Genomic DNA, 22,768 nt, shown 5'->3' with positions numbered 1-22,768 from the left:
AAGGCTTAGCCCTCTATCCAGATCCAAAGTTCTATGCCCAAACATAATCACAGCCGTCCTTCTATCAACCTGACCTGTCTCTTGTCGGGCCTATTAGGAAGCGCATTGGTTGTCAGCCAAGTGTTGCCAACCAATGCTCAACAGACAGACATTCAAAGAAGTGCCAGTGATTTGATTCGTGCCAGCCAGCCTGCACCCCCATCCCCAGAACAGCAAGAGCGGTTGAGCACTCGTCAGCCCAGACGTCCAGCCGCAAGCTCGACGTCCACCTCCACGCCCTCAAGACCGGCTAACTCATCGAGACCAGCAGCCAGCTCATCGAGGCCGACAGCAGCTTCTAGACCCGCGACCAGACCCACAACAGCCTCTAGACCGGCTGCTTCCGGCTCTAGCCCTGCATCCAGACCATCAACATCGACACCAGTCGCTACAACTCAGAATTTAGACATTAAGGCGATTCGCACGGAAAGCCGCCTAGGCCAGGTTGCCATTCCCGCAGGCACTAGAGCCACCAATATGAAATATGGCGATGTGATTCCAGGGGTCTTAGGACGGGAGGATCTGCGTTTGGCCGATGGCCGATACGTTGATGTTTACCAGTTTCAGGGCGAACAAGGCAGACCTCTACTGATTAACTTGGTCGGCAGCGCTGATTTTCGTCGTTCTAGCAATCTGCGTCTAGACCCCTATCTAGTCCTGCTAGGACCCGACGGCCAGATCATTGGTCAGGACGACGACAGTGGCATTAATCAACGCATTGGCGATGCGCTGTTATTAGTCCGGGTTCCGGCTAATGGCACCTATACGATTCTGGCGACAGCTCAGCCTGGCGACCAGGGCCGCTACAGTCTAGGCTTGTTAAGCGATAACACCCGCTTTATCGCTGATGAGGTGGGGGAACTGAATGAGCGAAGCGCTCGGCTAAATGCTGACAGAAGCCCCTTCAATGTCTTTCAGTTCCAGGGCGAAGCCAATCAACGGGTGACAATTCGCGCTAGCAGCGAAGACTTCGATCCTTATCTAATTCTGCTAGGACCTGATGGTAAGCCCCTGGCTCAGGATGATGATGGGGGCGGCGATTTGAATTCGCTAGTTGAGGTCACTCTGCCTCGCTCGGGTACCTACAGTGCGGTGGTGAATGCCTCTAACCAAGCAGGTCGGGGTCGTTATCGGTTAACCGTCAACTAAGCTCTGCTTGCTAAAAGCTAAGACCTAGATAAGAAATGGCTGCACTGTACAAGCGTCAGTGCAGCCAAAACACCAGAGAAGGACTCAAGCAGTGAAAGCTATTAGATAACTCCTAAGTTGGTCAGACCCAAAATCGCACCAGCACCCAGTAGGTGACCAAAGCTAGTAACAGCTAGCAGCGCCGGTAGACCGAGACTGGCTAGTGGGCCTGGTAGTGAAGGCGAACCCGCTGCAGGGGCAGGGCGCTGATTGGCAGTGAGCGCGAAAAGCGCAAAGGCAATCACGTTACATACAAGCATCACAATCGCCACAGTTGGCGACCAAGCTGGAGTCGGGGGCACATTGCTAACAGCAAGCAGGACGGCAGACATAAGGGTTTCCTCAAGCTCTGTTGTGAATGATCTAAGGCTTCAGGAATTATAGGGATTTCTCAAAAAACACTTTTCTCTCGAAACAAAAACTCATAGAAGTGGTGCTTTTTTGCTGCAAAACGTCTCAATTTATTCCGAAATGTTGCAGGGACTTGAGTGCGGCTTATGCCACCATAGCCAAAGCAGCAATTGCGCTCACGAACGCTAAATTTGATGCAAGTTTTCTCAATGAACTGGCGTTGGCTAGTTGTTCTGGGGTTACTCGGGTTGGGGCTAAGCTTTCAGCAACAGTGCTTGAAGGCAGTCGAGCATCCGACCTCCCCCTTGTCTCAAGACCAATCCTTGGGAGATTGCCAGAGGCCCCAGCCCTCAGCTTTAAACTCCAGGGCAAGCTTAGGGCCAAATTTCTTGGTTTTGGCGGGTGGGGGAGCTCCCTCGTATAACGAGGTAGCGCTAGAGAAAAATGTCCTGTACTTTCAGCGCACCTTGCGCCACTTGGGCTTCAACCCGAGTGATGCCGACATCTTCTTTGCCAATGGCAGTGACGGGCAGGCTAGCGTCCGTTATGTGGACCAGCAGGGGCGCGAACGATTCCGTGCTCCCCAGATTCCGGAGTTAGATGGCGCTTCTACTCGGGCCAACTTGCAGCGGGGTTTGCAGCAAGCAGTGCAGCAACCCGGAAGCTTATTTCTCTACTTCACAGGGCATGGTGGCCTAAATCGCCAGAATCCCGAGAACAACTCGCTTTATCTCTGGGGCGATCAGGAGTTGAGCGTACGCGAACTTGCTGGGCTCCTAGATCGGTTGCCTCAGCAGACACCGGTCATTGCTGTGATGGCTCAGTGCTTCTCTGGCTCGTTCGCCAACTTAATCTATCAAGGGGGCAACCCGTCGAGCTCAGTTGCTTTGCAGACGCGTTGCGGCTTTTTCGCCACAATCAAGACTCAACCCTCAGTGGGCTGCACACCGGAAGTCAACGAGGCCGATTACCGGGACTACAGTTCTAGCTTCTTTGCGGGGCTGAGTGGCCGCAGCCGCACTGGTGAGCCCGTGACCTCAGCAGATTACAACGACGATCGCCGCGTGTCCTATGCTGAGGCCCACGCTTTTGCCAAAGTGGATGAGCAAACCACTGATTTGCCAGTTTCGACCTCGGAGGTCTGGCTTCAACGCCAAGGAACCGAGCGCGAACGCCAAGCGATTCTCAATCAGCCGATCGCTAGCCTGGTACAAGCTGCTCGCCCAGAGCAGGCTTACGTGCTGCGCTCGCTTAGCAGTGGCTTTGGTCTTGATTCGCGCCAGTCCTTCACTGACAACTTGCAGAAACTCAACCGACAAAAAATCAGCACCGAAGTACAGCGAGCTCGCCTAACCCGGCTACAAATGGAACTTCTGAATGTCGGCTTGGCCCAGAAAATCCGTAGGACTGGCACTCAAACCCAAAAAGCAACTCTAGAACAGCTGACTCGCTGTGAGGGGCAGTCTTGGGCTGGTCCTGCTGCCAGAGTTTCCACGCTGCCCCATAACTAATGGTCTCGATGGCTTAGATAGATCTCAGTCTAGAAGCTGGACTTGCTTCAGGAGCCGGGTTGTCCCTTTTCCAGAGCCTTCTGTAGCAGATCGTCGCTAACACTGGTCGTGTCGGCAGGCGTGGGATGGAGATCCTTAGCCATTTCTCGGTACTGGTCTGGGTTGCCGGTGGGCTCAGTTTCTAGCGTAGTCGGCTCTGCCTTAGGCACTTCGAGCTTGGGGGCAGTAGCCGCTACGGCAGCCTCAGCACCTTCACCTGTACGATCGACTTCGCTGACGCTATAAGCTTTGGCATCCGCTAGCGCATCGTCTAAGTTGACCTCTGGTGCTTTTTGCTCGCCTGAGGCGATCTCCTCAGCCAATTGCTGAGCATCATCGGGCCGGGGAGTCTGCAAATCCTTGGGTACTTCAGACATCAGGCGCTCCTGCTTAATTTAGTTAGAGGTTCAGAGTGAACGTTTCCTTGCGTTTTGACTGTACCGGAGCGATCCCAGCCTGTCTGAGCCTCCTCAGATAGATTCTTAGCCTCATCCTTGGGAAAGACCCAGACGTATAATTAGCTCTACGTCGCCACTCAAGCCGTTACCCATTAAGCTGCCGTGACCCTTACTCCTCTCTCATCTCACACTGCCAACGCCGATAGCAATGCTGCTTCTGCCAGCCCCCAAAGACCTGATGCTTTGGGTCGGTTCGGCCAGTTTGGGGGTAAATATGTCCCCGAAACTCTGATGAGTGCACTCAGCGAACTGGAGGCGGCAGCCAGTCATTACACTCAGGATGCGGAGTTTGAAGCAGAATTCACAGGCTTGCTACGCGACTATGTAGGCAGACCTTCGCCGTTATATTTTGCTGAACGCTTGACTGCCCACTATGCCGGTTCTCAGGGCGGTCCTGAAATTTACCTCAAGCGCGAAGACCTCAACCACACAGGCGCTCACAAGATCAACAACGCCCTAGGACAGGTGCTATTGGCAAAGCGCATGGGTAAGCAGCGCATTATTGCCGAGACTGGGGCAGGTCAGCATGGGGTCGCGACAGCAACCGTGTGCGCGCGTTTTGGCTTGAAGTGCGTGATCTACATGGGCGTGCATGACATGGAGCGGCAAGCACTCAACGTGTTCCGCATGCGCCTGATGGGAGCAGAAGTGCAGCCAGTTGAGGCAGGGACAGGCACCCTCAAAGATGCAACCTCTGAAGCCATCCGCGATTGGGTCACCAATGTGGAGCACACCCACTACATTCTGGGTTCGGTGGCAGGGCCTCATCCCTATCCCATGCTGGTACGTGACTTTCAGGCAATCATTGGTCGCGAAACGCGGGCGCAGGCACTCGAAAAATGGGGCGGTTTGCCAGATATTCTGCTGGCTTGTGTAGGGGGCGGTTCTAATGCCATGGGCCTGTTCCATGAGTTTGTTGATGAACCCACTGTGCGCTTGATCGGCATTGAGGCGGGTGGCAAGGGCATCAGCTCAGACCAACATGCGGCAACCCTCACACGGGGTCGGGTGGGCGTTTTACATGGCGCTATGAGCTATCTGCTGCAGGATGAGGAAGGTCAGGTGATCGAGCCCTATTCGATCAGCGCCGGCTTAGACTATCCCGGTGTGGGACCAGAGCATAGCTTCTTAAAGGATCTGGGGCGTGCGGAGTACTACAGCGTTACTGATGCTGAAGCGCTGACGGCTCTGCAACGGCTATCGCAGTTAGAGGGCATTATCCCAGCCTTAGAAACGGCTCACGCGATTGCCTACTTAGACACGCTTTGTCCTCAGGTCACTCCCGGCACGCGGATCGTGATCAACTGCTCAGGTCGTGGCGACAAAGACGTGCACACTGTGGCGAAGCATTTGGACTCTTAGGCATGGCCCTCTCGCCCGAGGTGATTGAGATTCTATCTCCCGAAGAGGTGCGCCGAACTGTGAACCGGCTAGCCTCGGAAATTGTGGAGCGCTCCGGCAACCTGGAGAATCTGGTGCTGCTGGGCATCTACACCCGGGGTGTCCCGCTCGCGCAAACACTGGCCCAGCAGATCCGCAATCTGGAGGGCGTTGACGTGCCGACGGGTGCGGTTGACATTACCTTCTACCGCGACGACCTCGATCAGATCAGCCTACGCACCCCTGCCCGGACTGAGATTCCGGTAGATCTCACTGATCGCATCGTGGTGCTGGTGGACGACGTGATTTACCGGGGTCGCACCATCCGAGCTGCGCTCAACGCAGTAACCGAGTATGGCAGGCCTCGTCTAATTCGGCTGGCAGTATTAGTAGATCGCGGTCACAGGGCTTTGCCCATCCACCCGGATTTTGTGGGCCGACAACTGCGCACCGCTCAGGAAGAGCAGGTTAAGGTATACCTTCAAGACCCAGACGGGCGCGATAGTGTGGTGCTGATTGCCCGACCGCGCCCTTGACCTTGAGACCGGCTGGACCTGCTCGAATTAACTCATGTCGACGTTGGTAGGAGCGGCAGCAGTCTGCTGGCTAGCAGGGTTGGAGTAGGTTAGGGTCACAAGCGTTGCAGGATTCTGCCCAAGTTTGATCTGACAGCCGTGGTTCAAGAGGTAGCCCTTCGTCCCATCAATCTGAACCTGATCAACGAAGATGCCATTGCGGCTGGGTGTCTGACCATCGCCATCGTAGATCCGATAGTTGTCACCCTCTCGGCGCAGGACAGCGTGACGTCTAGAGATCACCTCCCAGCCTGCATCCGGGATTTCGAAATCTGACCAGCCACGCTCACGACCCAAGTGGTAAACCTCCTGGTCCAACGCGAATTGCAGCGTTTTACCCTGGCGGTTCAGTTTCAGCTGAGGGGCAACTGAGGTGATCGTAGGCTGTTGTAACGGGTAGCGATGACTGCTATTAGGTACGCCAATGGGTGGGCTGAAAGATTGCTCATTAGACTCATCTAACTCGACGTTACTATGTCCGCCGACAGCACTGAAACGCGGCATTGCATTGCGATTGAGTAGGAAGTAGCCCAGGCTAGGCACAGCAACCAGAACCGCGGTTAGCAAGAGCCAGAAAAAGGGATCACCATTCTTCCAACCATCGGCTAGCTTTTGGTCGCATTCCCCCAGTAAGCGATTGATGTCTGAATGCTGTGGGAATAAACCTTTGACAGCCTCAAACTTTGCTTTAGCCTGACGGTAATCTCCCTGCCAGTAAAGCTCTAACCCCTTGCGATAAAGGTCATCAATGACGCCTTTTTCATTAGCAGTACCCGACTGCCCAATGAACTCTTGAATTGTACTAGTAGTCACTGCAAAGGGGATCTTCACCGCGCCGTCTTCGTCACGCCCACCGAAGGTGATCATGCCAACGACTTCACCCCGCTCATTAAGCACTGGTCCGCCAGAACTGCCATAGGTAACCAGTGCATCCAGTTGTAATACCGGAGCATCATCTGCCAGGGTTTTGTTAGAGCTAGAAACAGCTCCCTTCACCACCGTTGCTTCATAAACCGACTTCTTACTGAAGTCACGGAAGCTATCAGCAGCACCGGGATAACCCAAGACCATTACATTGTCTTGAAGCTCAACTTTGTCTGAGTCTCCTAAAGGCAAAGCGGGCGCGTTTTTAACCTCAATCTTGATCACCGCAATATCTTTGCCGCTGCCGCCAGAGCCAGCTGTCCCAAAGGATTTAATTTCATACCTTGGGAAATTGCCATCAGTATTGGGCAAAACCACTCTCTGAACATAATCGAAGCTAGCAGAGTCTAACTTAAAGCGTTCCTCAATAGCGGCTTGTCTTGTCTGAGGAACATCGTTTATATTTTTAATGCCAGTTAGCTTCACGACCAGCTTTTGAAACAAACGCTTTTTGCAGCCTTGTTCGCCCTCTCTTGTAGCCTCTACGACATGTGCATTGGTGACAATGTAGCCATTGGGATTGATAAAGTAGCCAGAGCCTAAGCCTGCGTTAGATAAGGGATAAGATTTAGATCCATCACTGTAAGTGCCATAACAACCAGCGACAATACGGACAACTGCTGGCTTGGCATACATAGCCAGACGCTTATCGGCACTGGGCTGTGGCTGTTGGCTGAAGGGAAGCTGAGCTACAAGTAGGGCAGGGGCAACAAGCGACGTTAGCAGGTTTAGATACATGCGGGGCTTCCTGTCATCGCGACTATTTTAGGGTGAGAATGACGCGGCTTTGGGCAATCGCTACCGACAATAAATGCCGAGAAGGGTCAGGTTGTTTAGCCTAATCACTACTGACACTTGTTGTGCTGTTTTAGAGTGAAGGTATTCAAGGCTACATGGCTCTGGTTCATGACTCTGGTTCATGACCTCGCTTCAAGATTATTAAAAGCCAGGTTAATTCGGAACTATAAAATGTCTTTCCAAAACTGGAAGGTTGTTCTTGAGCTAACTTCAACTTAGGGCCAGTGAAGACATTTTATGCAGAGCCCGAGTTCGGTGAAATGATTGTACACGAAAACTTGAGGAGTTCTAGAGGGCTGTAGTGACTCCGTTTGAGAAGCTGCTGACAGGCCTTTGTGAAGTGACCGAGCTATCGCGTAAAGTATGAGCAGTCTGGCAGAGAGTGGGTTGAAGACCCCTTGAAGATCACTAAGATCACTGGCAGAACTTGATGTTGCGCTCTGACCTGTTGTAACTGAGAGTAAAGGTGTTGTGCTGAACCCCAATGCCCCGTGAAGAACCGAGCAAGTTGAGGCTAGGCAGGTTGAGATTCAGAGGTGCAGAGAATCCATGTTGGCAGCAGGAGCGATCAAAGTCTTTTTCTCTTATGCCCATCCGGATGAAAAACTGCGCGATGAATTAGCTAAACACCTGCGAAGCTTGCAGCGTCAGGGCATTATCTCAGCCTGGTATGACCGGCAGATTAGCCCAGGCGCTGAATATGCCAACGAAATTGACGAGCACCTGAATACAGCCCAGGTAATTTTGCTACTGGTTAGCCCCGATTTCATTGATTCAGACTACTGCCACGACGTTGAAGTGAAGCGGGCAATGGAACGTCACCGAACAGGAGAAGCTCGTGTGATCCCAGTTGTATTGCGTCCAGTAGACTGGCGCGGCGCACCCTTTAGCAAACTCAGACCCCTGCCCAAGGATGCTCAACCGGTCACTACCTGGCAGAACCAGGATGCAGCCTTTTTGAATGTTGCTCAGGGCATTGAATTAGCAGTAAAAGAATTAGCAAGCAAGCGACGCTCTGATCCCAACCTGTCTGGTCGCAAGCCTGCCGCTCCGACTGAACGCCCCTCTGCCACCCCGATATCCAAGCGCGTCGCTACGCCCTCCACGCCTTCTAGAGTCCCAAGCCCACCTTCTAAACCCAGAGCGAAGTCTCAAGCAGTGCCTCTAATTGCGCCGTTGAGCTGGATCGGAGGGGGTTGGTTACTAGCGATGCTGATCGGTCAGATGGCCCTCTCAAGTCAAACCGACTGGAGCTACAGCGGCAGTATGGCGCTGGCAGGAGCCGTTGGTGGCATCATCAACGGTTTCATCGTGGAGTATTTCTTGAAGTGGGCAACGCCGTCTCACTTGCGGCAAGCTCTACTGCCTAGTTGGACCTGGATTCTGGCTTGGACCGTAGGCGGTGCTGTTGTAGGAGGCGGTGTTATTGGCAGGGCGATTAGCAATGGCACCATCAGTGGGCAAGATGGAGGGGTTTTGCTGTTTGTAGCCGGTTCCATGGTCGGCGCGACTATGTTCTGGTTGCTACGGCAGAATCGCTCTTAGTTACCCTTAGTTCTTAAACTTTTAGTTTCTAAGCTCTTAGTGCAGTTCGCCATAAACTTAGACTCGTACCCAGTAATAGCCTGCAACAGCTGTAGCGACCAGCATGAGTAGAACGGCGATCGCAAACAAGCCCAGTGACAGTGGGATCAAGTTTAGAAGGATAAGCGACAAAACTGCAACTAGCTCAACCGTCACAGCGATAGCCAGCGCAACGACGCCAAGCCCCCGAAACAGAGAACGAACGTTAGGTGGATTGCGCGCAGGAATGTAAGTAGTGATCAGCAACCACTCCAGCAACAGAATCACTAGGGCTGTGGCGGCAGCAATGACAAGGGCGAGGTCTTGCAGTAGGGCAGTGGGAATCAGAGTTATGCCCAGCAACTGGCTACTCAGAAGCAGGATGATAAGGCAGACAGCCGCTCCTAAGCCCAGTAAAATCTTGCGAAGCGAGACTGACCGGAGTGCGTAGAATCCCATGATGCGCTAGCCCTGAGAGAGCTGTCTGGAGGTTTCTGCTGCACTCTGGCACACTAAATCGTTCGGGTACTGACTGAGATCACTGCTCGAACACAAGATCTCAGCTGCGCTATGAAGGATTGCCTAACCCAAATGTTAGAGGTAACTAACCTAAACTCCAGAGCTACCAGTGGCATAACGCACTAACTGCGCCAAACTCTCGCACAACTGCTCAAGACCCTGACGCTCCACTGCCGAGATGAACAGAGCGTTGGGAAAACGGGCCTGCGCCTGTTCAATCTGCTCAGGGGCTGCTTCGTCAAGCTTGTTGAAAGCCAGGAGACTAGGGCCCGGTGTAACTTCCATATCACTCAGCAGGTCTTTTACCGACTCAATGTGAGTTAGCCAGGCCGGGTGCGATAAATCCACTACATGCAGAAGCCCATCAGCTTCGGTGACTTCCTCCAGAGTGGCCCTAAAGGCATTGACTAGAGGTGGTGGCAGTTCGTGAATGAACCCCACCGTATCCGTGAGCAAAATTGTGTGGCCATTGGGTAAAAGCAGCCGTCGCGTGGTTGGATCCAGCGTGGCAAAGAGCTGGTCCGCTGTGTAAACTTCGGCTTTGGTCAAGACATTGAGCAGAGTTGACTTGCCTGCGTTGGTGTAGCCCACTACCGCCACCGTAGGTACAGCTTGGTGCTGGCGCCGTTGACGTAGCCGGGAACGGTGGGCCTGGAGCTGATTCACCTCCTGTTCCAAACGGCTGATCCGACGCTTGATGGCACGACGTTCCGTTTCAAGCTTGGTTTCGCCCGGTCCTCGCGTACCGATGCCACCGCCCAAACGAGACAAAGCTGTACCACGTCCAGTCAGACGCGGCAGCATGTATTCGAGCTGAGCTAGTTCCACCTGAAGCTTACCGGCCTGAGACCGGGCACGTTGCGCAAAGATATCGAGGATGACCTCGGTGCGATCAACAACGCGCACACCAATTTTGGTTTCCAGATTGCGCACCTGCGCCGGCGACAGATCCTGATCGAAGACGACAAGATTGGCCCCTAGGGTTTGAGCGCTCAGAGCAATTTCCTGAATCTTGCCTTCGCCGACTACAGTTTGTGGATGGACATGTTCCCGTTTCTGCTGGAGCACCTCCAACACCTCGCCCCCTGCACTATCAACTAAGCGCTCCAGCTCCTCAATCGAATCTTGAAACTGCTGCTCGTAGCGGCGATCGGTCAACAGCCCGACCAGAACCACCCGGTCGGTGTCTTGGTCAACCTGCTGCGCTCGATACTCCCGTCGAAATTCTGCTTCCAGTCCCTCAACCAAGGCTAAGAGATCCTGCTGGGACAGCACGTCTAAGCTTTGCGCTGGCGACACGGTCCAGTAAATGTGAGTCTGGCCGCCATCGGGGATCAAATGGGCCAGATAGGTGGCATTAATGTAGCCGGTGGCTCCACCGCCTCGTCGCTCGAAACCTTCACCAGTGACGCTCAAAAGCACCAAGGCATCCAACCGCTGTAGCGTCATCGCGGTTAAGGCTGCTTCGCTGGGAGATTCGTTTTTAAGTTGGGTCGCCAGACAGCGAATACCGCTCAAGCGTTCAGCCCCGTAGCGAGGCAATTCCAGGGGTGGAATTTGGGTTTGTCGTGGCGTGCCCACACCCACCCGAATCACCTGTCCTCGGCGGTTGATATAAGTGCAGAGAGGCTGCTGAATCTCACTGCTGATCGCCCCCAAGCGTTGAGCGAACTCGGAAGTCACCAGGCTACTACCTGGTAGACGCTGGCTGTAGAGGCGTTTGAGCGCTTTGATCTGGCTAGGCTTTAGGCCATCCAGGTTCCCATAAATCGTGTCGATAAGCGCTGCCAGCTCCGTGCTGGCTCCCAAACTAAACTCTCTCAATCTTAGCGAGAACTGAGCTGTAGGGTAGTCAGTATGATTTGAGAGATGGTCTCGGCAATCAAACTTAAATTTCTACAAAAGGTTTGTAAAGAAGCAGACTCGGGTGGCTTATGCTCCCGCCTGTTCTAACTGTTTTAAGTTTTAACTATATCTAGGCTCTAGCTATTTCTAAATCAGACTAAGGTAACAAAATGCATATTTGCAGGCATTTAAAGACAAAAAGAGTGCCTCGAATTGGCTCAAATTGACTTGAATTAACCAATGCAATTAGCACTTCAACCAGTGTTCAGCCCTTTAACCCACTGCCTGCTTCAGAGGGGATAATATAGCGCTGCATTCCTAAGAAAACTAGTAGGGTTGGCACAATAGAAATCACAGAGCCAGCGGCAATCAAACGCCAGTCCTCTGAGAAGGCACCCGATAATTTGGCCACGCCCAAAGGCAGGGTATAAAGCTCTTCAGATTGGTTGAGTAAAATCAGCGGCCATAGAAACTCACCCCAAGAACCAACAAAGACAAAAATCGCCAGCGTAACTAGGGCTGGGCGAACACTGGGCATCATCACATGCCACCAAATCCCCAACTCGGAGCAGCCATCCATACGGGCAGCTTCTTCCAGTTCTTTAGGAACTCCTAGAAAAGCTTGACGCAGCAGAAAAATGCCAAATGCTGAAGTGATATAAGGCAAAATCAGGCCTAGATAACTATTGGTCAGCCCCAACTTGACCGCCAGGATATATAGCGGAATCATCGTGATCTGAAACGGGATCATAATCGTGCCAATGACCAGCGCGAATAAGAAATTGCGCCCTCGAAAATCCAAACGGGCTAGAGGATAAGCAGCCAAGGAACATAACAGTAAATTCAGCCCTACAGTCAGCACCGCCACTACCGTACTGTTCCATAGGTAACGACCGAACGGGTTGCTTTGCCAAACTCGAATGTAATTACTGAGAGTGGCTTGCTCTGGCAAAAGACGTGGTGGGAACTGGAAAATGTTCTCAGCCGAAGACTTAAATGAGGTGCTCACCAGCCAAATCAGGGGCAGCAGCATGGCCAGAGCAATAATCCCTAGCAGCAAGTACAAGCCCAAGGTGGCCCAAAGGCGCTGAGAAGGACGGAGAGATTGGGCTGGTGCCACAGAACTTTGCACTCACGACTGGACTTCAACTGTACCGGATTCTTCCCACCCCGCCAAAGCCTCCGTTAGCCCTAACCGCAACTGGTCTGGCAATCGCTCCCAGCTTAGTAGTTCGGTGATTTGAGCACGGGCAGCTTCGGCATCCAGCGCCTTCAAGGTGGTCACAACTTGCTGCCGAACTGCAGGCTCTGGATCGTCAAGGGCTTGTAGTAGGGGATCGAGGGCAGAGCGGTCTCCCAGTTGGGCCAGTCCTTCAGCGGCTGTTAGCCGGATCGGGGCCTCTGAATGGTCGAGCGCACCGACTAAGGCCGATACCGAGAGGGGATGGGGCACTTGAGCGATTAGCCGTGTGGCTTGGTGAGCCAGAGTCGGGTCTGGCTCAGTCAGGAGTGGACGCAGATGATCCAGAGCCTCAGCCCAAGCTTGAGACGCGAGCGCAGCCCGGGCTAGCTCTAAAGGAGACTCAGACATGTCACACATTCCAGAGAGCTGCCTGCGCTTAGCCAAGATATCAGCAGCCTAACCCAAGGTTGCGCAAGTGCTCACCGCACCTGCCGGTACCATCGGGCCAGCTGCTCCGGTTCAACTCCCACCCAGTAGGCGTAGCGCAAGGTTTGCATCAGCGCGATTGTGCGCCAAGGACCATACTGCTGCCAGCGACGAGCAGAAGTTACCACCGGTAGGTCGAGCCAAGTCAAACGCCCCAGTTTGCGCAAGCGACGCGAAAGTTCCAAATCCTCCATCAAGGGTTGCTGGGGATAACCACCTAACTGCTCAAAAACAGAGCGCCGCACAAAGATCGCCATGTCGCCAGTGCAAATGCCAGTCAGGCGAGTGCGCCAGTTGCTACTCCAGGCAATCAGTGGATAGGGCCAATCCTGAGCATCGAGAGCCAGAGCAAAGCGCCCCCCCACGACACCGGGATCACGCAAGGCGCCCCGTAAGCGTTCTAAAGCCCTTTGCGGCAAATGCGTGTCAGCGTGCAGAAATAGCAAAATTTCTGCACGGGTCTGGGCGGCTCCCCAGTTCATCTGAGCAGCCCGTCCCCGCTCAGGACTGATCCCCGCCTGTAGAGAAAAAGGCAAAACCGAGGTGAGCTGTTGGGCAACTTCCAGCGTGCCATCGCTCGAACCCCCATCAGCGACAAACACCTCAAAAGGCAGTGCTTGCTGGCTTAAGCTCTTAAGGGTTACAGGTAGGCTCAGCGCTTCTTCGTAAGTGGGAATGACAATGGAGATCGAAGTTTGCGCCATATCTCCGACTGCCTAGAACGGCGGGAGAACCCTCGAAAATCACGACCTCTGAGTTACTCTGCAATTCGCTCAGCGAACGGCTTAAACCAGTTGAAATTTGGGGTTTCACGTTAGCATAACAGCAACGAATGCAAGGAATGTTGCCTTGTTTCTAGCCCGATGATTCTAGACTTTGTGCCCTTTGTGCTCCCTTTGAAGAGCGTCTGGAGACGTGCGTGCGATGCTGACGATAGTGCTGGTGCTCAATGCCCTTCTCACCTTGATCTGTCTATTGTCAGCGTGGCAGGTCTGGAAACTGCGGCGCACTTTGGGCAAGCTTGCTGATACGTTGAATAATGTTGAGCGCAGCACCCACGGCCTGCTCCATGGTGCGCCGGATGCCATTCTCAAAGGCCAGATGGGAATGGTTCAATTGCGGGAGCGTTATGCTCAGCTCGCACCACAACTGCAACAGGCTCAGCAAGCACTGCGGGTGGTAGGGGTAGGCAACAGAGTCCTACGTTCCCGCACTCGTAAGGTCCGCGCTTGAGCCAATGGTTGATGAGCCGTTGACAACTGGGTTGGCAGTAGCTCACCTTGTATCACTTCAAGGTTCACCCACTTCAGAGTTCACCTCAAGGTTCACCTCATCGAGAGAGACATGCACGATGTCAGATAACCGTAGTGGCGGGTTCTGGGCTGGACTATTTCTAGGTAGTGCCGTTGGCACCGTGCTGGGACTACTGGTGGCACCCCGCCCAGGGCGCGATACTCGCCGCCTACTGAAAAAATCTGCTGATGCTCTGCCAGAGATTGCTGAGGATTTTGGTAGCAGCGTTCAATATCAGGCTGATCGGCTGAGTGAGTCGGCCCGCCTTCAACTCCATGAGACTCTGGGCCGGTTGCGAGAGGCTGTCAATGTTGGTATTGAGGCGGGTGTGCAACAGCGCCGTGATCTCAAGCAGCGGCCGGAGCCGACAACGGATATTAACGTGTCCGAAACTCCGCCAGATTCTCTCTAAGATGCATTCTGGTGAGGCGACTTTGTGAGCGAACCGATCTTTTGGCTGGGCCTTTCGATCTTGCTAGTGGCAGTGAGTTTAACTGCCGTGTTGGTGGCAGCGCTACCAGCCTTACAAGAATTAGCTCGTGCAGCCCGTAGCGCCGAAAAACTATTTGATACTCTGCGTCGTGAATTACCGCCCACGTTAGAGGCGATCCGACTGACAGGTTTAGAAATTAGTGACCTGACTGATGATGTCTCAGATGGGGTGCAGAGCGCTTCCAATGTGGTCAAGCAGGTTGAAGGAAGTGTGACCGGGGTGCGGTCCCAGGCTAAGGAGGTGCAGATCACTAGCAAAAGTGTCTGGACAGGAGTACGGGCAGCTTGGGCTACCTTGCGCAGCTCGCCCTCAACCCGGGCCCTGCCGCCCTCCGCTCGAGAAGGCACTGTGTCAGAAGCCTCTACTGAGCTGCCTGATCCTGAATCCTACCTCGCTGATCCCCTGGCGAAGACCTCTGAAGATCGTCCTTGAGATGGCCATCGAGTAGCTGCTTGACCTTTAAAACAATGCAACGCCTTTTTCCTGCTGTTCAACGGCTACTGGTTTTAGTTCTGGTCCTGGTCGTGACTGGTCTGCTGGGAGCCTGTAGTGCCTCACCGGCTGCACCGCCCCCGCAACTGTTGTTGTCGTCGATTTCCGACCCCAAAACTTTCAACTGTGTGATCGCCAATGACTCAGCCAGCACCGAAGCCTGCGGCTATTTGTACGAGGGGTTGATCAGCAAAAATGGCATTACCCAAGAGTTTGAGGGCTCTCTGGCTGAAAGCTGGCAAGTGCTGGATGATGGTCAGCGCATTGTCTTCAAGCTGCGGCGGGGACTGAAGTGGTCAGATGGACAACCGTTGACCACGAATGATGTTGTCTTTACGTTCAATGATCTGTACTTTGATGAGCGGATCCCAGCCCCAATTCGGGATATCTTGCGCATCGGCGATGCAGGGGTCTTACCCGAGGTGCGGAAGCTCGACGACTTGCGAGTCGAGTTCAAACTACCAGAACCCTTTTCCCCTTTCCTAGAAGCGGTAGGGGCTGCAATCTTTCCTGAGCACATTTTGCGGAGCACGCTAACGCCTAAAACAGCTGAGCAGCCCCCCCCATTTGTCAACAGTTGGGGCGTCGATAGCGATGTCACCAAAATTGTTGGCAGTGGTCTTTATAGGATGACGGAATATCGTCCGGCGGAGCGGATTGCTTTCGAGAGTAACCCCCACTATCGCCTAGCAGGAAAACCGTATATTGAACGCATCATCTTAAACATTGTCGATTCTCAAGATACTGCGCTACTGCAATTTCGCTCGCGCGATCTGGACATGTTAAGCCTGCGTCCAGAAGATTTTGAATTATTAAAACGAGAAGAAAAACGCGATAAGTTCGACATCTACAATGGGGGTCCAGCTCCTAGTACCTTTTTCATCACGTTCAATCAAAGCCAGGGCAAGAACTCCAAGAACAATAAGCCTTTCGTTAACCCCATCCGTTCCAAGTGGTTCAACGATATCGCCTTTCGTCGGGCAGTTGCCTATGCGATCAACCGCTCCGAGATGATCAACAATGTCTTCCGTGGGCTGGGCGAACCGCAAAACTCCCCAATCATTGTTCAAAGCCCCTATTATTTGCCACCTGACAAGGGCTTAAAAACCTATGATTACGACCTAGAAAAAGCGAAAGCGATCTTGGTAGAAGCAGGCTATCGCTACAATGCTCAAGGTCAATTGCTAGATGCTGAGGGTAATGCAGTTCGCTTTACGCTTAGCACTAATGCTGGCAATAAAGTTCGCGAGGCAACTGGCACTCAGATCAAAAGCGACCTGGCTAAAATTGGCATCCAGGTTGATTTTGTGCCACTACAATTCACGTTGCTGGTCTCCAAGCTCAAGAGCACTCGCGATTGGGAAGCGATTATTTTAAGCTTCGGGGGGGGTGGCACCGAACCTAACAACGGGTCGAACATCTGGCGTAGTACCGGCTCGCTCCATGCTTTCAATCAGGGGCCCCAGCCAGGTGAACCGCCCTTACCGGGTCGTGTCGTAACCGATTGGGAAAAGAAAATCGATCAACTTTTGCTCGCGGGCACGCAAGAGTTTGACGTTGAGAAACGCAAAGTAATCTACAACGAGTTTCAGCAGATTGTGCAAGAGCAATTGCCATTGATCTATCTGGTCAATCCGCTGTCCTTAAGTGCTGCCCGTAGTCGAGTCGAAGGCATTCAAATAGGTGCTTTGGGCAGCTTGCTGTGGAACTTAGAAGACCTGCGATTGAGCGATTAGTCATGCGAACGCTTGTTTGGGGCTGGATCCGAAGGGTTGTAGCTCTTTGCCTGCTCTTTGCCCTGACTGCCTGCACGGTTACGCCTGCCACACCCGCTAGCCAACTGTTGCTGTCTTTCTCTGATCCCAAAACCTTTAATAGTGTTATTTCTAACGAAGCCACCTCGCAGGAGCTTTGGGCATTTCTATTTGAGGGCCTGATTACTCGCAATGGCATTACCTCTCAGCTAGAACCCAACTTGGCCGAAACTTGGCAGATTCTAGACGGAGGCAAGCGTATTGTCTTCACTTTACGTGACAACTTGAAATGGTCCGATGGTGAGGCACTAACTGCTGATGATGTGCTGTTCACCTTTCGCGATGTGCTGTTTAACGACCGCATCCCTGCTGGCAACAAGGACGTTCTGCGCATTGGGGATGCTGGTGCTTTACCTAAAGTTCGCCAGTTGGATCGGCTACGGATTGAGTTTGAACTGCCTGAGCCATTCTCACCGTTCCTGGATACGGTCGGCGTCCCAATTTTGCCCAAACATATTTTGGGGCCTACGGTTAGCCAAATTGGGTCTGATGGCACCCCTCGTTTTCTCAGCACTTGGGGCATCGACACGGATGTCAGGCAGATTATTGGTTGCGGTCCTTATCGGATGGTGGAGTACCGTCCTGCCGAGCGCATTACTCTAGAGCGCAACCCCCACTACCGCAAAGCAGGTCAGCCTTATATTCAGCGAGTCGTTCTCAATATTGTGGACTCGACTGATACTTCACTGATTCAATTTCGTTCGCGCGACTTGGATGTGCTGACCCTACGACCCGAAGATTTTCAACTGCTTAAACGAGAGGAAAAGCGCGATAATTTCACTATTTATGATGCTGGCCCTAGTTTAGGAGACCGCTTTATTCAGTTCAATTTGAACCGAGGACGCGATCCTAAGTCCGGTAAGCCCTACGTCAATCCGGTTCGATCCAAGTGGTTCAATGACTTAGCTTTTCGTCAAGCCATTGCCTATGGCCTCGATCGTCCAACCATGATTGACAATGTCTTCCGGGGCCTAGGGCAGGCGCAGAATTCCCCTATTCCCGTGCAGAGCCCCTTCTATTTATCGCCACAAGAAGGGCTGAAGACTTACGACTACAACCTGGATAAAGCCAAGTCGATTCTGAAAGACGCAGGCTACAAACTCAATAGCCAGGGACTATTGCTAGATCCCGAGGGCAACCCGGTACGCTTCACCATGAATACGAACGCGGGCAACAAAAACCGTGAGGCATTAGGCACTCAAGTCAAAAGTGACCTGGCTCGTCTTGGCATTCAGGTGGACTTTTTTCCCATCGACTTCAATCTGCTAATCAGCAAGAGCGACGCTCGTACTTGGGAATGCATCCTACTGGGTTTGACCGGTGGCCTAGAACCCAATAGCGGGGCCAATATCTGGCGTAGCGATGGCACCCTACATGATTTCAACCAAGGGGCTCGTCCTGGAGATCCGCCAATTCCAGGCTATGTAGTCAGTGATTGGGAGAAGCGCATTGACCAGTTGTTTATCACTGGGGCTCGGGAATTTGACACAGCCAAGCGTCGGGCCATCTATGGCGAATTCCAACAGATTGTGCAGGAGCAGTTGCCGATGATCTATCTGGTCACACCTCAGTCACTGAATGCTGTGCGCGATCGGGTAGAGGGGGTTCAGCCCAGTGTTACCGGCAGTGTTCTCTGGAACCTAGAGGCTCTGCGCCTGCATCAAACCTAGAATTGTGAAATTTAAGTGATTCTACTGGACTCTTCCGGACTCCTAAGCTACTATTTGTATAGAGGCTTTAATGAGCATCTACACCAAAGCATCTACCGTCGCTTGATTACAATCATGGAATCGATGGACTACGAAAGGGTGGTCTACCGTTCCAGGGTAAACCATTGAAGCCTCTTGTGGATCAGGGCTTGGGGTAGCATCTAACACACATTCGGATAATTGGACAACCTAACTTGGGGATGCGGGGATGCAGCTTGCTGCGTCCCCTACTTGTTGTTCCAGGGATTTAGGAGAAGTCAGGAATTATAAGACTTAAGACAGACAAGACCCTCTATCTCGCTTGCTTCCCCTTGTGTTTCCCGGGCCAATCTTTTAGTGGCTAACCTTGAGGAACGGCCTCGCCTGTAACTACCCACTTCTGCCCTTGAAACCGCAGCCAGTTAGTCAACAGGCGGATCAGCATCATCAGGGCCAGCCCAAACCACACACCAGGCAGGCCCCAGCCCCAGGTTAAGGCAGCGAGAGCCAGCGGGATATAGGCTAGAGCACCTGCTGTAGCTGCACGGCGCAGAAAGCGCGTATCGCCCGCTCCGATTAAAATGCCGTCCAGTACGAAAACCAAGCTGTTAATTGGCTGGAAGCAGACTACAAACAGAAAAATGCTGGCAATGGTGTGTAAGACGCGCGGATCACTGGTGAATAGGTGAGGTAGCAGATCCCGAAGTAGCCAAAAAACACCCATGAGCACAAAGCCCAAGGCAATCCCCCACTGAGTCATGCGTAGTCCCACTTTGTAGGCTCGTTGTGGCTCACCTGCGCCCAAGTAACGCCCAATCAGTGATTGACCTGCAATGGCAATCGCATCCACCACCATTGCTAGGAAAACCCACAGTTCCATACCAACTTGGTGCGCAGCCACAGTGACAGCACCCATATGGGCGGCACTGGCAGAAGCAACCACAAAAGAAACCTGGATGGCAGCTGAGCGGAAGAACAGGTCCCCAGAGACTCGAACCAACTCCCGCATCTGCTGCCAACGCACGTTTAGGGCTGAGCGCAAGTGGTACAGATGGCCAGTGGCACCACCAAACATCAGGCCAACAAAAGCTAGCGCTCCCACAACTTGTGCAATCAACGTAGCAATGGCGGCACCTGCAATCCCTTGATGAAGCGGATAGATCAGCAGGTAATCCAAGCCTCCATTGATCAGATTCACTGCTAGCACCACCCACAATGGCACGCGCAGATTCTGAATGCCCCGGTAGAAACCATGTCCAACCATCAGCAGCATAAAGGCAGGCGCTGCTAGAACCCGCCAGCGGAAGTAGGCCAGGAAATAATCGAAATTGTTCGGCTGCACGCCCATAACCTGAGCAATTTGCGGCGCGAACCACCAGCCCAAACCAGCCAGCAGAATCCCTAAACCCAAAGCCAAATACAGAGCCTGTACGGTATAAATTCCTACCTTGTCAGGAACCTCAGCTCCGTAGTAGCGGGCTACCTGGGCGGTGGTTGAATAGCTCAAGAAATTGAAGCCAACGAACATTACCGCGAATACAACTGTTGCTACTGCCAGGGCTCCCAGTTGCAGCGTGCCCAATCTGCCAACCATGGCAGTGTCTACCATCGACAACAGGGGGTCAATCGCCAAAGTGCCCAGAGCAGGTAGCGCCAGAGCAACGATCTCACGGTCAAAGGGAGACGAAAAAATCTGGAAGAACTTGCCAGATGAGGGCAAAGTCGGTTGATCGTAATGCTCGTTAAGCACTCAGAGCCAGGCTCCCTGTCCTTGGGTTGCAACTTATCATAGGCGTTTCACCTGCTGCTGAGGGTGCTTAAAACCGCACCAAAACAGACTTATGCCTTTAGGGGGGTTCTCAGCGTGCCCCTGTCCAAAGAGTGATGGAAGCTACCAACTTGCCCTCCAAGATGTCAGTAGAGCTTGCAACATGGAGGATGACAGTTATGGCTGTTGGCGAACACAGAAGGGCAGTAGGCGTTTTTTCGAGCTACGCCCAAGCCGAGCAAGCAGTCAGAGAGCTGCGTACAGCTGGCTTCTCAATGGATGATGTTTCTGTGGTTGCTCGTGATGCTGAGCGTGGTCAACGCATGGCAGGCGCTGATGTAACTGATGAGCGTGGTTTAGGTAACAAGGCTGATGAAGGAGCCGGTGCTGGTGCAACTACAGGGGGAGTCCTGGGTGGCCTGGCCGGTCTGCTAGTGGGCATTGGTGCCCTGGCAATTCCTGGTATCGGTCCGGTAATGACTGCAGGAGCGCTGGGCACAGCGTTGGCAACAACTGCTGCGGGTGCAGGTATCGGTGCTGCTGCTGGCGGTTTAGTGGGTGCATTGGTCGGTTTAGGCATTCCCGAAGAACGGGCACATGCCTACCACAGCCGGGTTGAGCAGGGCAGCTACCTGGTGATGGTTGAGGGTAGCCAGAACGACGTGAATCAGGCTGAGGCTATTCTGCGTCGAGGTGGTATTCAGGATTTTGGTGTCTACGATTCCCCAGAGGGCAGCTACCGTGTTCGTAGCCGGGAGATCGATCCCAATACCCGCACCAAAGGGTATTAATTAGCGGCTTTTAAAACAATGCGAGGCTCTGCCAACGTCGGAGCCTCCAGTTCACATCCAAAAATTGAGGCACAAACCAAAATGAAGAAATTAACCCCATTTCTATTGAGCGGCTTCCTACTGCTGGGTCTGGCAGCCTGTGATACGGCTCAGACCAGTGCAAACGCACCTGACACGACTGCTACCCAAGGTGAGGTTCCCGAACCTGAGGCGGCTCAGGCCAACCAGAACGACGCAAGCAGCGAAGTTCGGAAGAATCAGCTAGAGGCTGATATTCGGGCTCGTGAGCAGCGCAACGATGTTGCTGGCGATCCAAATGTCAGAGCTGATGGCGATCTGGAGAGCGAGATCCGCAGCAAGCTGGAAGCTAACCTACCCGCCAGCAAGCTAACGGTTGATGCCGAAGAGGGTGTGGTCACAATCTCTGGTAGTGTGCCAACTCAAGCCCAGTTAGACCGCGTTGCTTCCCTAGCCCAGGAAATTCAGGGGGTTAAGAGCGTGGATGTGAAGGCAACCGTTGCTAAGGCAACTCCTCAGTAGTCGAGAAGCTGGACGAACAGCAACCTCTTCTAGAAGCTAAAGACTCCTAGACACTAGACGCCGTGGGCACTCAAGCCTACGGCGTCTTTGTTAAGCTAGTCTGCTCTGCTAGGCAATCTTTTTCAGAGCAGAGGATGGCGGGAGTACAGCTCAGGAGTAGAGGTGAGTATACTGAAAGCCAATTACTCTAAACCCTCCCTTCTCCTGGGAAGGGGGCTACCCAGTCTTTCTGCCCTCCCAATCAGAAATCTTGCTGGACGGTTGTGAATGAATGACTTAGACCGGTGCTACATACTGCTTGGATTGGAGCCTGGTGCATCTCAGGAGGAGGTGAACCAGGCCTATAAGGATTTAGCGTTCGTCTGGCACCCCGATCGCGTTCCTAAAGACAACCCACGTCTATTGGAAAAGGCGCAGGAGAAACTTAAGGAGATCAATTGGGCCCGGGATCAATTGCGAGCTCATCAAAAAGCACCCGTCAGGGCTCAGGCGCAAACAGCTCAGCCTAAGTCCAACTCCAAAGCGAGCGCCCGTCCAAGCCAAACCTACTATCACTATCAATCCCCACACCATCATCAAACGTCGCAAAAAGCGCCGCAGCCCCAACAGCAGGCAAGACGGCACTCAGATCTCTCTGGTGCAGATTTGAGAGGGGCCAATTTGAAGGAGAAGGATTTGTCAGGCCGCAATCTCAGCAATGCCGACCTGAGCAACGCCAATCTGAGCGACGCCTTTTTGCACAACGTCAACCTGACTGGCGCGAATTTACATGGTGCCAATTTATTCAGAGCTAACCTGCTACAGGCCAGGCTAAATAATGCCAACTTACAAGAAGCCAACTTGATCGGAGCGGATCTCAGTGGGGCTGACCTCAGTGGGGCTGATTTACGAGGGGCCTGTATTGGCTCTCCAGGCCGCGTGATGGTGAAGTTAACGGGAGCTAACTTGATGGGCACAACCATGCCTGACGGTAGTCTCCACCAATAAGCCCAGCGAAAAACAAGCCCGATGAAAAACACCTGGAATCTCT

At 53.1% G+C, this 22,768-nt stretch carries 22 protein-coding genes; 13 read left to right on the top strand and 9 right to left on the bottom strand.

The features are described from left to right. The first annotated feature begins 33 nt into the window (after positions 1-33). Positions 34-1,188 carry a PPC domain-containing protein gene (locus H6F94_RS19165; protein ID WP_190803821.1) on the top strand — a complete coding sequence of 385 codons (1,155 nt, stop codon included), beginning with the start codon at positions 34-36 and terminating at the stop codon, positions 1,186-1,188. 101 nt (positions 1,189-1,289) lie between these two features. Here the strand turns inward: H6F94_RS19165 and psaK are convergent, their stop codons facing one another. Beyond that, positions 1,290-1,559 carry a photosystem I reaction center subunit PsaK gene (gene psaK / locus H6F94_RS19160; RefSeq protein ID WP_190803820.1) on the bottom strand — a complete coding sequence of 90 codons (270 nt, stop codon included), beginning with the start codon at positions 1,557-1,559 and terminating at the stop codon, positions 1,290-1,292. A 228-nt stretch (positions 1,560-1,787) separates the two neighbouring features. On the opposite strand from psaK, the gene H6F94_RS19155 reads away from it, so the two are divergent. Then, positions 1,788-3,089 (top strand): caspase family protein, encoded by a 1,302-nt coding sequence (locus H6F94_RS19155; RefSeq protein ID WP_190803819.1) that lies wholly within the window; start codon positions 1,788-1,790, stop codon positions 3,087-3,089. 47 nt (positions 3,090-3,136) lie between these two features. On the opposite strand, the gene H6F94_RS19150 is transcribed toward H6F94_RS19155, so the two are convergent. Then, positions 3,137-3,505: a hypothetical protein gene (locus H6F94_RS19150; RefSeq protein WP_190803818.1), complete on the bottom strand. Its 369-nt coding sequence runs from the start codon at positions 3,503-3,505 to the stop codon at positions 3,137-3,139. Between the two features lie 183 nt (positions 3,506-3,688). On the opposite strand from H6F94_RS19150, the gene trpB reads away from it, so the two are divergent. Together trpB and pyrR are read left to right on the top strand one after the other, a co-directional pair. Continuing rightward, entirely contained in the window at positions 3,689-4,948 is a 1,260-nt protein-coding gene (trpB, locus tag H6F94_RS19145; protein ID WP_190803817.1) for a tryptophan synthase subunit beta, read from the top strand. 2 nt (positions 4,949-4,950) lie between these two features. Next, positions 4,951-5,502, top strand: coding sequence for a bifunctional pyr operon transcriptional regulator/uracil phosphoribosyltransferase PyrR (gene pyrR / locus H6F94_RS19140; RefSeq protein ID WP_190803816.1), 552 nt, complete (start codon positions 4,951-4,953; stop codon positions 5,500-5,502). A gap of 27 nt (positions 5,503-5,529) precedes the next feature. On the opposite strand, the gene H6F94_RS19135 is transcribed toward pyrR, so the two are convergent. Continuing rightward, positions 5,530-7,203 carry a trypsin-like peptidase domain-containing protein gene (locus tag H6F94_RS19135; RefSeq protein WP_190803815.1) on the bottom strand — a complete coding sequence of 558 codons (1,674 nt, stop codon included), beginning with the start codon at positions 7,201-7,203 and terminating at the stop codon, positions 5,530-5,532. A gap of 609 nt (positions 7,204-7,812) precedes the next feature. Between H6F94_RS19135 and H6F94_RS19130 the strand changes: the two genes are divergently transcribed. Continuing rightward, on the top strand, positions 7,813-8,808 hold the full coding sequence (locus H6F94_RS19130; RefSeq protein WP_190803814.1) for a toll/interleukin-1 receptor domain-containing protein: 996 nt from the start codon (positions 7,813-7,815) through the stop codon (positions 8,806-8,808). 57 nt (positions 8,809-8,865) lie between these two features. On the opposite strand, the gene H6F94_RS19125 is transcribed toward H6F94_RS19130, so the two are convergent. From H6F94_RS19125 to H6F94_RS19105, 5 genes are all read right to left on the bottom strand, one after another. Continuing rightward, positions 8,866-9,285, bottom strand: coding sequence for a hypothetical protein (locus H6F94_RS19125; RefSeq protein ID WP_190803813.1), 420 nt, complete (start codon positions 9,283-9,285; stop codon positions 8,866-8,868). A gap of 150 nt (positions 9,286-9,435) precedes the next feature. Beyond that, entirely contained in the window at positions 9,436-11,154 is a 1,719-nt protein-coding gene (hflX, locus tag H6F94_RS19120) for a GTPase HflX (protein ID WP_242041262.1), read from the bottom strand. A gap of 301 nt (positions 11,155-11,455) precedes the next feature. Next, on the bottom strand, positions 11,456-12,310 hold the full coding sequence (locus H6F94_RS19115) for a carbohydrate ABC transporter permease (RefSeq protein ID WP_396426444.1): 855 nt from the start codon (positions 12,308-12,310) through the stop codon (positions 11,456-11,458). Between the two features lie 12 nt (positions 12,311-12,322). Beyond that, positions 12,323-12,781 carry a HEAT repeat domain-containing protein gene (locus H6F94_RS19110; protein WP_190803812.1) on the bottom strand — a complete coding sequence of 153 codons (459 nt, stop codon included), beginning with the start codon at positions 12,779-12,781 and terminating at the stop codon, positions 12,323-12,325. Between the two features lie 71 nt (positions 12,782-12,852). Further along, a complete protein-coding gene (locus H6F94_RS19105; RefSeq protein ID WP_190803811.1) occupies positions 12,853-13,563 on the bottom strand; it encodes a TIGR04283 family arsenosugar biosynthesis glycosyltransferase in 711 nt (236 codons plus the stop codon). A gap of 220 nt (positions 13,564-13,783) precedes the next feature. Here H6F94_RS19105 and H6F94_RS19100 point away from each other — a divergent pair, with 220 nt between their 5' ends. From H6F94_RS19100 to H6F94_RS19080, 5 genes are all read left to right on the top strand, one after another. Continuing rightward, a complete protein-coding gene (locus H6F94_RS19100) occupies positions 13,784-14,092 on the top strand; it encodes a hypothetical protein (protein WP_190803810.1) in 309 nt (102 codons plus the stop codon). 118 nt (positions 14,093-14,210) lie between these two features. After that, positions 14,211-14,564 carry a YtxH domain-containing protein gene (locus tag H6F94_RS19095; RefSeq protein WP_190803809.1) on the top strand — a complete coding sequence of 118 codons (354 nt, stop codon included), beginning with the start codon at positions 14,211-14,213 and terminating at the stop codon, positions 14,562-14,564. Positions 14,565-14,588: 24 nt separating this feature from the next. After that, positions 14,589-15,077 carry a hypothetical protein gene (locus H6F94_RS19090; protein WP_190803808.1) on the top strand — a complete coding sequence of 163 codons (489 nt, stop codon included), beginning with the start codon at positions 14,589-14,591 and terminating at the stop codon, positions 15,075-15,077. Positions 15,078-15,112: 35 nt separating this feature from the next. After that, positions 15,113-16,873 (top strand): ABC transporter substrate-binding protein, encoded by a 1,761-nt coding sequence (locus H6F94_RS19085; RefSeq protein WP_190803807.1) that lies wholly within the window; start codon positions 15,113-15,115, stop codon positions 16,871-16,873. Between the two features lie 2 nt (positions 16,874-16,875). Beyond that, complete coding sequence (locus H6F94_RS19080; protein WP_190803806.1) at positions 16,876-18,621, top strand: ABC transporter substrate-binding protein; 1,746 nt, start codon at positions 16,876-16,878, stop codon at positions 18,619-18,621. A gap of 379 nt (positions 18,622-19,000) precedes the next feature. Here the strand turns inward: H6F94_RS19080 and H6F94_RS19075 are convergent, their stop codons facing one another. Then, positions 19,001-20,389, bottom strand: a complete 1,389-nt coding sequence (locus H6F94_RS19075) for an MATE family efflux transporter (RefSeq protein ID WP_190803805.1) — start codon at positions 20,387-20,389, stop codon at positions 19,001-19,003. Positions 20,390-20,586: 197 nt separating this feature from the next. Here H6F94_RS19075 and H6F94_RS19070 point away from each other — a divergent pair, with 197 nt between their 5' ends. The 3 genes from H6F94_RS19070 to H6F94_RS19060 all read left to right on the top strand — a co-directional run bounded on the left by H6F94_RS19070 (position 20,587) and on the right by H6F94_RS19060 (position 22,725). Further along, positions 20,587-21,198 carry a general stress protein gene (locus tag H6F94_RS19070; RefSeq protein WP_190803804.1) on the top strand — a complete coding sequence of 204 codons (612 nt, stop codon included), beginning with the start codon at positions 20,587-20,589 and terminating at the stop codon, positions 21,196-21,198. Positions 21,199-21,279: 81 nt separating this feature from the next. Next, positions 21,280-21,738, top strand: a complete 459-nt coding sequence (locus H6F94_RS19065) for a BON domain-containing protein (RefSeq protein WP_190803803.1) — start codon at positions 21,280-21,282, stop codon at positions 21,736-21,738. 267 nt (positions 21,739-22,005) lie between these two features. Next, positions 22,006-22,725, top strand: coding sequence for a pentapeptide repeat-containing protein (locus H6F94_RS19060; RefSeq protein ID WP_190803802.1), 720 nt, complete (start codon positions 22,006-22,008; stop codon positions 22,723-22,725). The last annotated feature ends 43 nt before the right edge of the window (positions 22,726-22,768 follow it).

The sequence above is a fragment of the Leptolyngbya sp. FACHB-261 genome (assembly GCF_014696065.1).
GTDB lineage: Bacteria > Cyanobacteriota > Cyanobacteriia > FACHB-261 > FACHB-261 > FACHB-261.
This window is presented reverse-complemented; position numbering and strand designations above follow the sequence as displayed.